Here is a 12,180-nt window from a genome sequence, read left to right as displayed (position 1 = left end):
CTGACATGCCAAAGGCCCGCAAAGCCTTTCATCTGGAGTAGCCTGATGACCGACCGCATCGAGATCGCCGGATTGCGGATTGCCCGCGAGCTGCATGAGTTCGTGGCCAGGGAAGCGCTGCCGGGCACGGGGATCGAAGCGGACGCCTTCTGGAACGGTTTTTCGGCCATCGTCCATGATTTGGCGCCGAAGAACCGGGCGCTGCTGGCAAAGCGTGACGCCATCCAGGAACAGATAGACGGCTGGTATCGCGAGCATGGCGCACCGGTCGACATGGAGGCCTACAAGGGCTTCCTGAAAGAGATTGGCTATCTCGTTTCGGAAGGCGCGGCCTTCAGTGTCTCGACCGACAATGTCGACCCGGAAATCGCTGATGTTGCCGGACCGCAGCTGGTCGTGCCGGTGATGAATGCGCGCTATGCGCTCAACGCCGCCAATGCGCGCTGGGGTTCGCTCTACGACGCGCTCTACGGCACCGATGCCATCCCCGAAACGGATGGCGCCGAAAAGGGCAAGGGCTTCAATCCGGCGCGTGGCGCCAAGGTCGTTGCCTGGACGAAGACCTTTCTCGACGAGGCTGCCCCGCTCACCCTAGGCAAATGGGCCGGCGTCAATGGTCTGTCGCTGGCGCAAGGTGCCTTGCGGCTGAGCGCCGGCGCCGGCTCGACGACGCTGGCCGACCCCAGGCAATTCGTCGGCTATCGCGGCGATGCCGCCAATCCCGATGCGGTGCTGCTGGTGCGCAACGGCCTGCACATCGAGATCGTCATCGACCGCAACAACCAGATCGGCCGCACCGATCCGGCGGGGATCGCCGATGTCATCCTGGAATCGGCGCTGACCACCATCCAGGACTGCGAGGATTCGGTCGCCGCGGTGGATGCGCCAGACAAGGTCGTCGTCTACCGCAACTGGCTCGGCCTGATGAAGGGCGATTTGGCGGAAGAGATCACCAAGGGCGGCAAGAGCTTTGTCCGCAAGCTCAATCCTGACCGCTCCTACACGACGCCCGCCGGCGGCACGCTGACCGTGCCCGGCCGCTCGCTGATGCTGGTCAGGAATGTCGGCCACCTGATGACCAACCCGGCGATCCTTGACCGCGACGGCAACGAGATTCCGGAAGGCATCTTGGATGCGGCGATGACGGCGCTGATCGCGCTGCACGATGTAGGGCCAAACGGCCGCCGCGCCAATTCCCGCGCGGGCTCGATGTATGTCGTGAAACCCAAGATGCATGGGCCCGACGAAGTCGCTTTCGCCGTCGAGATATTCGACCGCGTCGAAGCACTGCTCGGCATGGCCAGAAGTACCATCAAGATGGGCATCATGGACGAGGAGCGGCGCACCACCGTCAACCTCAAGGAGGCGATCCGCGCCGCAAAAGAGCGCGTCGTGTTCATCAACACCGGCTTCCTCGACCGCACCGGCGACGAGATCCACACCTCGATGGAAGCCGGCCCGATGATCCGCAAGGGCGACATGAAGCAGGCCGCCTGGATTTCCGCCTACGAGGCGTGGAATGTCGACATCGGGCTGGAATGCGGCTTGGCCGGCCACGCCCAGATCGGCAAGGGCATGTGGGCGATGCCCGATCTGATGGCGGCGATGCTGGAACAGAAGATCGCCCACCCCAGGGCCGGCGCCAACACCGCCTGGGTGCCGTCGCCGACGGCGGCGACGCTGCATGCCACGCACTATCACAAGGTCGATGTCCACGCCGTGCAGGCGGCGCTGAAGAACCGGCCCAAGGCGAATCTCGACGACATCCTGTCGGTGCCCGTCGCCGTGCGGCCGAACTGGTCGCCCGAAGACGTCCAGAAGGAACTCGACAACAACGCGCAGGGCATTCTTGGCTATGTCGTCCGCTGGATCGACCAGGGCGTCGGCTGCTCGAAAGTGCCTGACATCAACGATGTCGGCCTCATGGAAGACCGCGCCACGCTGCGTATTTCCTCACAGCACATCGCCAACTGGCTACACCACAGCGTGTGCAGCGAGGACCAGGTGATGGCGACGATGAAGCGCATGGCTGACATCGTCGACCGCCAGAACGCGGGCGACCCGCTTTACCAGCCGATGGCGGCTGACTTTGACAAGTCGATAGCCTTCCTCGCCGCCTGCGACCTGGTCTTCAAGGGCCGCGTCCAGCCCAACGGTTACACCGAGCCGGTGCTGCACGCGCGGCGGCTGGAACTGAAGGCGCAGCAGAGCTGAATAGGCCAGTGTCGTGTATGGGCGGCGGGTTTTCGGCCTGCTTTCTCCGGGGTGAGGCGTCAGGGAGCTGTATGGTCCAGGAGCCGGATGGTGGGATCGCGACGGTGTTCGGAGTTGACCCGATCGACGCCTTCCACCGTAATCGCAATCGTCCCGTTTTCCACTCTTGCTATCCAGCCCTTCGCTTTCAGATACCAGAGATGAAACTCGAGATGCTCTCGCGGACAGTCTGACAGACGTTCGAGCTCCACATCTCCGATCCCGGGATTGCCGACGTCGTGCCGGCGCTTCGCGTAAAGCAGCGACAGCAGCCTGGCCTGGATCACGACGTCACGCTCGATGCCTTTGGTGTTGCTAGCTTCCTCGGTCAATTCACGGCGAAGGCCGGCATGGTCCCTGTACGCGATGTCGTATTGTGCGCGTTTGACCGGATCCTTGAGCGTATTGTGGGCTTCCACGATTTCACTGAAACGGGCTTCATCGCCGGTTTCGCGATTGTCTGGATGATAGCGCATCGCAAAATAGCGAAATATGCGCTCCAGCGTTTCCGAATTGGCGTTCGGGCTGACTTCCAAAACTTCGTAATAATCAATGAACATAGCTCGCTCCCCGACCACACCATATTCGCATTGTCTAAATAAGGAATGTCAATGCGGGGGCCAGGACCTTGGTCCGACGCCGATGACATCCACGCTTTCTGGAAGAGGAAGAAAATGGCCGGCGTCCGGTCGGTGGGGGCCGTTGGGTGGTAAGGACGCCGGCCAAGCGGACAATCAGGTCCGCCGCATCGTGGAGATGATCGATTCGCGGAGGCCGGGTTATGGCGTGATCGCGGAATGCAATGTGGCGAGGCCGGCTTGTCGGCGGACCTACGCCGCCTGCGCCATCCGCTCCGAGCTCATGCGGTAGGAGATCGCTTCGGCCAGATGGATTCGGCCGACGGTTTCGCTTGCGTCGAGATCAGCGAGCGTTCGCGCCACCTTCAGCACGCGATGATAGGCCCGCGCCGAAAAGGCGAGCTTTTCGCTGGCGTCCTTGAGCAGCGACAGGCCGGCGGCGTCCGGCATGGCGATCTCTTCGATGACCGAGGGCGCGCAATGCGCGTTGGTGGTGGCGCGGGTGGCGCCGAGCCGCTCGAAGCGCTCGCGCTGGATGGTGCGTGCGCGTGCCACGCGCAGCGCCACATCGGCGCTTTTCTCCGCCCGGTCGGGCCGGATCAGGTCGCTGGCCGAGACCGCCGGCACTTCGATCCTGAGATCGATGCGGTCGAGCAGCGGACCCGAAATGCGCGCCTGATAGTCGGTACGGCAACGCTCGCCGCGCAGGCAGCGATAGCCCGGCTCGCCGGCCATGCCGCAGCGGCACGGGTTCATCGCCGCCACCAGCTGGATGCGCGCCGGATAGGTGACGCGATGGTTGGCCCGCGCGATCATGCAGTCGCCGGTCTCCAACGGCTGGCGCAACGCATCAAGCGTCTGCGGCGTGAACTCGGGAAACTCGTCGAGGAACAGCACGCCGTGATGGGCCAGCGACACCTCGCCCGGCCGCGCGCGGATACCGCCGCCGACCATCGCCGCCATCGAGGCCGAGTGGTGCGGCGCGCGGAACGGCCGCCGGTCGGTCAGCTTACCTTCGCCGAGCTCTCCCGCCACCGAGGCGATCATCGAGACTTCCAGAAGCTCCTTCGGCGCCAGCGGCGGCAGGATCGACGGCAGCCGCTGCGCCAGCATCGATTTGCCGGATCCCGGGGGTCCGATCATGAGCAGATTATGCCCACCGGCGGCGGCCACTTCCAGCGCCCGCTTGGCGGTCTCCTGGCCCTTGATGTCGGCGAGGTCAGGCAAATCCAGAGCGGCGGCATGGATGCCGGCTTCCGGCCGCGACAGCACCTGCGTGCCGCGGAAATGGTTGGCGATGGCGATCAGGCTGCGCGGCGCCAGAATGTCGAATTCCTTGCCCGCCCAGGCCGCTTCCGGCCCGCACGCGAACGGGCAGATCAGGCCCTTGCCCTCGGCATTGGCGGCGATCGCCGCCGGCAAGGCGCCGGCGACCGCGGCAATCGTGCCGTCGAGCGACAATTCTCCAAGCACGACATAGCCGGCCAGCATGTCGCCCGGAATGGCGCCAAGGGCAGCCATCAGGCCAAGCGCGATCGGCAGGTCGTAATGACTGCCTTCCTTCGGCAGGTCGGCCGGTGCCAGATTGACCGTGACTTTCTTCGACGGCATCGACAGGCCGGAAGCATGCAGCGCGGCCTGCACCCGCTCGCGACTTTCGGCCACCGCCTTGTCGCCCAGGCCGACGATGTGCATGTTGACCTTGCCGGGCGCGATCATCACCTGCACGTCGACCGGCACGGCCTCGATGCCCTGGAAAGCGACCGTGCGAACCCGCGCCACCATCGTGCAACCCCAATTCAGGCTGGCCCCAGCCCCTGCGATCAGGCCAGGAATGGCCCGCCGGGAAGACAATCACACTTCCCCGGTCAAATCAAGAACATTACGGGAACGCATGACCGCTCGGGTTGCAGCGGAATTGAGCGCGGTTGCAAAAACGGAACATGGTTAAGACAAAATGAAAACGGCTTACCCGCGCTTTCCCTCAACCGCGTCCCAGAACAGGCTGGCGATGTCGGCGCCGCCGAAGCGTTTGACCTCGCGCACGCCGGTCGGCGAGGTCACGTTGATCTCGGTCATGTAGTCGCCGATCACGTCGATGCCGACCAGGATGAAGCCGCGCTCCTTCAGCGATGGGCCGATGCGGGCGCAGATCTCGCGTTCGCGCTCCGTCAGTTCGGTCTTTTCGGCGCGGCCGCCGACATGCATGTTGGAGCGGGAATCATGCTCGGCCGGCACCCGGTTGATGGCGCCGACCGGCTCGCCGTCGATCAGGATGATGCGCTTGTCGCCCTTGCGCACGTCCTTGAGATAGCGCTGCACGATGTAGGGTTCGCGGAACATCTGGCCGAACATTTCCAGCAGCGAGGCAAGGTTGCGGTCGCCCTCGAGCAGATGGAAGATGCCGGCGCCGCCATTGCCGTAGAGCGGCTTGACGATGATGTCGCCGAACTCCTTGCGGAAGGCGGCGACCTCCAGCGGATCCTTGGTGATCAGCGTGTCCGGCATCAGGTCGGCAAATTCGGTGACGAAGATCTTTTCCGGGCTGTTGCGCACCCAGGCCGGGTCGTTGACCACGAGCGTTTTCGGATGGATGCGCTCCAGGATGTGCGTGGTGGTGATGTAGTTCATGTCGAAGGGCGGATCCTGGCGCAGCAGGACCACATCCATCTCCGACAGGTCGGTGCGCACCTTCTCGCCCAGCGAATAGTGGCTGCCCTTCTCGTCGCGCACCTGCATTTCCTCGATGCGGGCAAACACCTTGCCGTCGCGCAACGACAGCCGATCCGGCGTGTAGTGGAACAGCTCATGGCCGCGCCGCTGCGCTTCCAGCGACAGCGCGAACGAGGTGTCGCCGGCGATCGACACTGTGGAGATGTGGTCCATCTGGACGGCGATTTTCAGCTTCATGGCGGGTCTCCGGCGGCTCGGATGGACGACTGTCTTGCCTGTACAGGCTCACTGCCCGTCTGCCAATCGCGACATTCCTAGGATTGGCATCCGACACCCGAATGCGCTGCTTTCATCGATCCTTCGAAACAGTCGCGGTTGCCCGTGGAAAATCGATTTCGCGATACGTTTCCTAAAGGGTTTGCTGCCAGTCTGAAAATAAATTCCGACGTCACAAAACAGGGACACCGATGCAAACTTCGTTTGGCACCGGTCAGGCAAACAGGGAGAGCACGGATCTGGCATTCACCGATCCGTTGACCGGGCTTGGCAACCATCGCCGCTTCTTCGACAAGGTCGATCGCCTGATCGCCGACCGTGCCGACGATCCCGCGCCCTTTACCGTCGGCATTCTCGACCTCGACGGCTTCAAGCCGATCAACGATCTGTTCGGCCACAAGGCCGGCGACGATATCCTGATCCAGGTGGCGATGCGGCTGCGCGCCTCGATGGACGGCCATTCCACGGTCTGCCGCATCGGTGCCGACGAATTCGCCTTTCTCTATCCCCTGGTGTTCAGCGAGGAGGCGGCGGCCGAAAAGTCGCGCATGCTGATCGAGATCCTGTCGGCGCCCTATGATGTCGGCGAACGCACCGCCAGGCTTTCGGCCTCGGTCGGCTGCTCGCTGTTCTATTCGGGCGACGAGACCACGGAAATCCTCATCAACAAGGCCGAGACGGCGCTCTACCACGCCAAGCGTTCCGGCCGTGGCCGCGTCGTCGTCTACACCCGTGAGATGGAAGAGGCGGCCAAGCGCGTCACCCGCATCGAACAGGCGCTGCGCCGGGCTGTCTCGGCCGGCGAGGTGGAGCCGCATTTCCAGCCCATCGTCGATCTCGCCACGCGCCGCACCATCGGCTTCGAGACGCTGGCGCGCTGGACCGATCGCGACCTCGGCTCGGTGCCGCCGACCGTCTTCATTCCCATCGCCGAGGAGCGCGGCATCATCGGCCCGTTGTCGCAGTTGGTGCTGCGCAAGGCGACCGAAGCGGCCAGAAGCTGGCCGAAGGACCTGTTCCTGTCCTTCAACCTGTCGCCATCGCAGCTCGTCGACCAGAACACCGGCCTGCACATACTGGCGATCCTCGATCGCACCGGGTTCGATCCGCGGCGGCTGGAGATCGAGATCACCGAGACCGGCCTGATGAACGACCCGGCCTCTGCCGCGCAGATCGTCGAGGATCTGCGCCGCGTCGGCATCCGCGTCTCGCTCGACGATTTCGGCACCGGCCAGTCCTCGCTCGGCCGTCTGCGCGAATTCCATTTCGACAAGCTCAAGATCGATCGCGCCTTCGTCTCCTCCATTCTCGACGACCGTCCCTCGGAACACATCATCCGCGCCATTCTCGCAATGTGCGAGGGGCTCGGCATGGACGTCGTCGCCGAAGGCATCGAGCAGGAAGCGCAGGCCGATCGCCTGGTCCAGTTCGGCTGTGCCGGCGGGCAAGGCTATCTGTTCGGCAAGCCGGTCGATGCCGACGCCACGCTCGGCTATCTCCGCGATTCCTTCCGCGGCGCCCTGCGCGCCAAGGCGATCTGACCGGCGATCCCCGTGATCCGCAATCCTGGTGCTGCCGCTGTGCGCATCCGGTGCGGCGCATTGTCGTTTTGTCTGACATAAGCCCAGAAATCCGGCGGTTCGCCCTTGCCCGCGCGCCTTGCGTGGCTAGGATGCGCGCCGATCACGCTACAGCGCCGCGCGTCCTTTTGGACGCGCAAAGGACGCTGTAGCAATTTACATTTTGCGCATGATCCCTTTCCGAAATTCGATCCGATTTTCGGGGTCATGCGCTGGGAGACAAGAACGATGATGCCATCGGCGCATTTTGCCGACCTCGAAGGAGCCTCGGTGCTGATCACCGGCGGCGGCTCCGGAATTGGCGCTGCCCTGACCGAGGGATTTGTGCGCCAGGGTGCCAATGTCGCCTTTATCGACATCGCCGACGGCCCAAGCACGGCTCTTGCCGACCGCATTGAGAAAGAATTCGGCCGCCGGCCTCTCTATCTCAAGACCGATTTGCGCGACGTCGAGGCCCTGCGGGCGTCCGCCGCGAAGGCCGCCGAGGCGCATGGCGATGTCACCGTGCTGGTCAACAATGCGGCCTGGGATGAACGCCACGCCGTCGAGGACGTGACGGTCGAGTTCTGGGACAACAACCAGGCCATTAATCTCAGGCCGCATTTCTTCACCGCGCAAGCGGTGGCGCCGGGCATGAAGCGGGCGGGCGGCGGCTCGATCATCAACTTCACCTCGACATCCTATCTGATCAACCACCCTGACATGCCGTCCTACACGGCCGCCAAGGCCGGTATCCTCGGCCTGACCAAGGGGCTGGCCGGCAAGCTCGGTGTCGACGGCATCCGCGTCAACGCCATTGCGCCCGGCTGGGTGATCACCGAGCGGCAGAAGGAGCTCTGGGTGACCGAACAGGGGCTTGCCGCCCATGTCGCCAAGCAATGCATCAAGCAGGTGATGCAGCCCGACGACATCGTCGGCACCGTGCTGTTCCTGGCCTCGGACGCCTCGCGCATGCTGACAGCGCAGATGCTGGTCGTCGATGGAGGTTTCCTGTGAACCCAGCCGGCAACGCACCGGCGGTCGCCGCCGTCGACTGGGGCACGACCCGCATGCGGGTCTGGCTGATAGACGGGCAAGGCAAGGTGCTTGCCGAACGCCGTGGCGACGATGGCCTGATCACGGCGCAGCAGAAGGGCTTTTCGACCATCCTCGAAGGGCATCTGGCGGCGATGGGAGCACCAGCGGCGCTGCCCGTCATCATCTGCGGCATGGCCGGATCCCGCCAGGGCTGGCTGGAAGCACCCTATGTCACCGTGCCGGCGCCGCTTAGCGCCATCCTTGCGGGTGCCGCCAGCGTGCCCGGCCAGAGCCACGACATCCGCATCGTTCCGGGCCTTGCTCAGCGACTGACTGACGCGCCCGACGTCATGCGCGGCGAGGAAACCCAGCTTGCCGGCGCTGGCTTGCCGGCCAAGGGACGCCAGCTGGTCTGTATGCCCGGCACCCATTCGAAATGGGTGCTGGTCGAGGACGGTACTGTCACCGGCTTCGGCACCTGGCCGACCGGCGAGCTGTTTTCCGTGCTTGCCGCGCATTCGATCCTGCGCCATTCGCTCGGCGAGCAACCCAAGCCGGTCACATCGGACAATCCGTTCTTCCGTCGCTGGTGCGAAACCGCATTGGCTGATGGTGGCGATGTCACCTCGCGGCTGTTTTCCATCCGCGCCGCCGGCCTGCTGCAGGATTTGAAAGCCGACGATGCCGCAGCCTGCCTGTCCGGCCTTCTGATCGGCGGCGAGATCGCCTCCGCCAGCCGTCGGCACGGCGCCGGTGCGGAACCCGTGGTGCTGGTCGCCTCCGGTGCGCTGGGAACGCTGTACAGCGAGGCACTCGGCCTTGCCGGCCTCGAGGTTCGGGCCGTCGACGCTGACGAGGCGGTGCGTGCAGGTCTCGTCGAGGCGGCGCGTGAGAACGACATGATCGCCAGAATTGGAGCAGCTCGATGAGCCAGACCGCACCGTTTCCAAAACTCAAGCGCGGCCTGGTTGCCATCCTTCGCGGGCTCAAGCCCACCGAAGCGATGGCCATGGGCCAGGCACTGTTCGACACCGGCATCGAGGCGATCGAAGTGCCGCTGAACTCACCGCAACCGTTCTCGTCGATCGCCCGCATCGTCCAAGTGCTGCCGAAAACGGCGCTGGTCGGTGCCGGCACGGTGCTGACGCCGGCCGATGTCGATGGCTTGCACCAGGCCGGAGGGCGGCTGCTGGTCAGTCCCAACATCGATGCCGAGGTGATGGCGCGCGCCATGCACTACGGCATGGTGACGATGCCCGGCGTGTTCACGCCGACCGAAGCTTTCCTGGCGATCAAGCTCGGCGCCTCGGCGCTGAAATTCTTCCCGGCGAGCGTGCTGGGTGCCGGCGGCATTTCCGCGATGCGCGCCGTGTTGCCGGCGCAGACATTGGTCGGCGCCGTCGGCGGCGTCTCCGAAAAAGATTTTGCCGGCTACAAGGCTGCCGGCGTGACCGCCTTTGGTCTGGGCTCCAGCCTGTTCAAACCTGGCATGAGCGTCGACGAGGTGGCCGCGCGTGCGCAAGCTGCCGTCGCGGCCTGGGATGCGGTGTTCGGAGAAGCAGGATGAGCGAAGCCATTGTTTCGGTTTTTTCCGATCACGTCTGCCGGCTCGGCGAGGGGCCGAGCTACGATCCCGCCACCGATACGCTCTACTGGTTCGACATCGTCAACAGCCAGCTTCTGGAAAAGCGGCTGTCAGGCGGCGCGACTACCGTCCATGAGCTTGGTCAAATGGCGAGCGCCATCGCCGTCGTCGACGACAAGCGCCAGCTGGTCGCCGCCGAGACCGGCCTTTATGTCCGCGATGTCGCGACCGGCAAACTGACGCTGCACACGCCCGTCGAGGCCGACAATCCGGTCACGCGCTCCAACGATTCCCGGGTCCATCCCTGCGGCGCCTTGTGGATGGGCACCATGGGCAAGGGTGAGGAAAAAGGCGCGGGTTCTATCTACTGGTTTTTCAAGGGCGAACTGCGCCGCCTGTTTTCGGACATCACCGTCTCCAATTCGATCTGTTTTACCGAGGATGGCGCGATCGCCTACTACACCGACACCTCGACCGGGCTGCTGATGCGCGTCGCCTGCGACCCGGCGACCGGTCTGCCTGCAGGTGAGCCAAAGCTGTTCGTCGATCACCGCTCGGCCAAGGGCTATATCGACGGGTCCGTACTCGACCGCGACGGCATCCTGTGGAACGCCGTCTGGGGCGGCAGCGTCATCGAAGCCTATGGACCCGACGGCAAGCTCGTCCGCACGGTCGCCATGCCGGTGACGCAGCCATCCTGCCCGGCCTTTGCCGGCGCCAAGGCCGATCGGCTGGCGGTCACCTCCGCCTGGTCGGGCAAGGATGAGAAGCAGCGTCTGCTGGATCTGCAGGGCGGCATGACCTTTCTGCTCGATATTCCCGTCAACGGCCGCTTCGAGCCGCGCGTGCTGATCGCCTGAACGAGGCCGGCCTTCCCGGTTCCACGCCGGTGCTGTCACGCAGGCGCCCGCGCCATGTCGGTTTCGCGAGAGCCGATAGTATCGGCCGTGCGATGGTAGGTGGCCCCGCCGCCGGAAACCGTCGAAGCCATGACGAGCACAAAACGAAGACTGATCCTCGTCCATGAGCCGGAGAAGGCTTGTTTCGACCGTCTGGTCGCCGACGGTCATGCACCGCAGCGTGCCGCCGAAATCGCGTCCTATCTGGCGCAGTCGACCGATCTCGCTCCTGAATTCGAGGCGCTTGGCCGCGCCTGCCAGGCACGCGGCCTGTCGTTCACGCCGGTGGCGCTGGACGACGCCGCAAGCGTCTTGGCCGGTGAGCATCCCAGCACAACGCTGGTCTGGACGCTGACCGACGGCATTGCCTATTTTCGCGGCGGCGCGGCGCCCGCTCTGGCGCGACTGGGCGGTTTCAAGACAATCGGCGCAGATGATGCGCTGTTCGCGCTCTGCCAGGACAAGTTCCGGTCCGGCGCCGTGCTCGGCGCACTCGGCCTGCCGGTGCCGCAGGCCGGGCTTGCGCGCGACGGCCAATGGCTGGTCGAGCCGCCAGCCTCGCCCGCCGGCTGGTTCGTCAAGCCCAACCGGCTCGGCGCCAAGATCGGTATCTGGCCGGACTCGCGTGTGGCCGACCTCGACCATGCGCTGGAGCTCAGCAGGCGCGTCTTTTCGGCCTATCGCGACGATGTCGTCGTCCAGCCCTATGTCGCCGGCCGCAACGTGCGCGCCAGTTTCCTCGGCCTGGTGCCTGGTGCCGGGGTTGAAGCGCTTGGCGTGGCCTTTGTCGATTCAGGCGCCGATTTCCAGACCATGGCCGACAGCCTGGCGCTCTACGGCGACACTGGCGAGGCGGCGAAAGCGGCGGGACACTACGCCGAACCGGAACTCGTCGCGGTGGCCGACAGCCAGCCGGCCGCCGACGCCACGATACGTGCGATCGCCGGGCGGCTGATGAGCGGGCTCGGCCTGCGCGACGTGTTTTCCGTCGATCTCAGGGTCGAGGCCGACGATACCGTTCACCTCATCGAGTTCGAGGTCTGCCCCGGCTTGCCCTGCTTCGATTTTCGCGCCTATTGCCGCCAGCAATGGGGCCTCGAGCTGGCCGACGCCATGGCCGAGACAGCGGCGAGCCGGCTGATCGGCCCGCGCCGCAGCAACTAGCGCTCGTCGTGCCTTTGCCTGGCAGCGTTGCAGGCGCAGGCGCGTGCCTTGACGCTTCTCCCGCAGCTTCTAGCGCTTTGGTGGGCCCCTACAGAGATACCATAGCGGCCACGCGACAAGGACGAGCAGGATTATGATCAGTGCAGACCAATAAA

10 protein-coding genes are annotated in these 12,180 nt (G+C 64.8%); 7 read left to right on the top strand and 3 right to left on the bottom strand.

Going from position 1 to position 12,180, the window contains the following annotated elements; translation table 11 throughout:
- The first annotated feature begins 45 nt into the window (after positions 1-45).
- Positions 46-2,214: a malate synthase G gene (locus EJ079_RS06590; RefSeq protein WP_127808437.1), complete on the top strand. Its 2,169-nt coding sequence runs from the start codon at positions 46-48 to the stop codon at positions 2,212-2,214.
- 59 nt (positions 2,215-2,273) lie between these two features.
- Here EJ079_RS06590 and EJ079_RS06585 read toward each other — a convergent pair whose 3' ends face one another.
- From EJ079_RS06585 to gshB, 3 genes are all read right to left on the bottom strand, one after another.
- Entirely contained in the window at positions 2,274-2,813 is a 540-nt protein-coding gene (locus EJ079_RS06585) for a J domain-containing protein (protein WP_127318999.1), read from the bottom strand.
- Positions 2,814-3,083: 270 nt separating this feature from the next.
- Positions 3,084-4,616 carry a YifB family Mg chelatase-like AAA ATPase gene (locus tag EJ079_RS06580; protein ID WP_127811287.1) on the bottom strand — a complete coding sequence of 511 codons (1,533 nt, stop codon included), beginning with the start codon at positions 4,614-4,616 and terminating at the stop codon, positions 3,084-3,086.
- A gap of 183 nt (positions 4,617-4,799) precedes the next feature.
- Positions 4,800-5,741: a glutathione synthase gene (gshB, locus tag EJ079_RS06575; RefSeq protein WP_127808436.1), complete on the bottom strand. Its 942-nt coding sequence runs from the start codon at positions 5,739-5,741 to the stop codon at positions 4,800-4,802.
- A 230-nt stretch (positions 5,742-5,971) separates the two neighbouring features.
- Here gshB and EJ079_RS06570 point away from each other — a divergent pair, with 230 nt between their 5' ends.
- From EJ079_RS06570 to EJ079_RS06545, 6 genes are all read left to right on the top strand, one after another.
- The gene (locus tag EJ079_RS06570; protein ID WP_127382164.1) at positions 5,972-7,321 is read left to right on the top strand and encodes an EAL domain-containing protein; all 1,350 of its coding nucleotides are present in this window, start codon (positions 5,972-5,974) and stop codon (positions 7,319-7,321) included.
- A 267-nt stretch (positions 7,322-7,588) separates the two neighbouring features.
- Positions 7,589-8,356 carry an SDR family oxidoreductase gene (locus tag EJ079_RS06565; protein ID WP_024502164.1) on the top strand — a complete coding sequence of 256 codons (768 nt, stop codon included), beginning with the start codon at positions 7,589-7,591 and terminating at the stop codon, positions 8,354-8,356.
- Positions 8,353-9,306 (top strand): 2-dehydro-3-deoxygalactonokinase, encoded by a 954-nt coding sequence (locus EJ079_RS06560; protein ID WP_127808435.1) that lies wholly within the window; start codon positions 8,353-8,355, stop codon positions 9,304-9,306. Before EJ079_RS06565 ends, EJ079_RS06560 begins: the two co-directional genes overlap by 4 nt.
- Positions 9,303-9,944 (top strand): 2-dehydro-3-deoxy-6-phosphogalactonate aldolase, encoded by a 642-nt coding sequence (locus EJ079_RS06555; RefSeq protein ID WP_127808434.1) that lies wholly within the window; start codon positions 9,303-9,305, stop codon positions 9,942-9,944. The genes EJ079_RS06560 and EJ079_RS06555 overlap by 4 nt, the downstream gene beginning before the upstream one ends.
- Positions 9,941-10,822, top strand: coding sequence for an SMP-30/gluconolactonase/LRE family protein (locus EJ079_RS06550; RefSeq protein ID WP_127808433.1), 882 nt, complete (start codon positions 9,941-9,943; stop codon positions 10,820-10,822). Before EJ079_RS06555 ends, EJ079_RS06550 begins: the two co-directional genes overlap by 4 nt.
- Before the next feature lie 129 nt (positions 10,823-10,951).
- On the top strand, positions 10,952-12,025 hold the full coding sequence (locus tag EJ079_RS06545; protein ID WP_127808432.1) for a D-alanine:D-lactate ligase-like protein: 1,074 nt from the start codon (positions 10,952-10,954) through the stop codon (positions 12,023-12,025).
- Positions 12,026-12,180: the final 155 nt, after the last annotated feature.

The sequence above is a fragment of the Mesorhizobium sp. M7A.F.Ce.TU.012.03.2.1 genome (assembly GCF_004006095.1).
Taxonomy (GTDB): Bacteria; Pseudomonadota; Alphaproteobacteria; order Rhizobiales; family Rhizobiaceae; genus Mesorhizobium.
Note: the sequence above shows the minus strand (reverse complement) of the source record. Positions and strands in the feature narration are given on the sequence as shown.

Excerpts from the sequence above, each read along its gene's own strand:
- EJ079_RS06590 (WP_127808437.1), top strand. The coding sequence starts at position 46 with ATGACCGACCGCATCGAGATCGCCGGATTGCGGATTGCCCGCGAGCTG.
- EJ079_RS06585 (WP_127318999.1), bottom strand. The coding sequence starts at position 2,813 with ATGTTCATTGATTATTACGAAGTTTTGGAAGTCAGCCCGAACGCCAAT.
- EJ079_RS06580 (WP_127811287.1), bottom strand. The coding sequence starts at position 4,616 with ATGGTGGCGCGGGTTCGCACGGTCGCTTTCCAGGGCATCGAGGCCGTG.
- gshB (WP_127808436.1), bottom strand. The coding sequence starts at position 5,741 with ATGAAGCTGAAAATCGCCGTCCAGATGGACCACATCTCCACAGTGTCG.
- EJ079_RS06570 (WP_127382164.1), top strand. The coding sequence starts at position 5,972 with ATGCAAACTTCGTTTGGCACCGGTCAGGCAAACAGGGAGAGCACGGAT.
- EJ079_RS06565 (WP_024502164.1), top strand. The coding sequence starts at position 7,589 with ATGATGCCATCGGCGCATTTTGCCGACCTCGAAGGAGCCTCGGTGCTG.
- EJ079_RS06555 (WP_127808434.1), top strand. The coding sequence starts at position 9,303 with ATGAGCCAGACCGCACCGTTTCCAAAACTCAAGCGCGGCCTGGTTGCC.
- EJ079_RS06550 (WP_127808433.1), top strand. The coding sequence starts at position 9,941 with ATGAGCGAAGCCATTGTTTCGGTTTTTTCCGATCACGTCTGCCGGCTC.
- EJ079_RS06545 (WP_127808432.1), top strand. The coding sequence starts at position 10,952 with ATGACGAGCACAAAACGAAGACTGATCCTCGTCCATGAGCCGGAGAAG.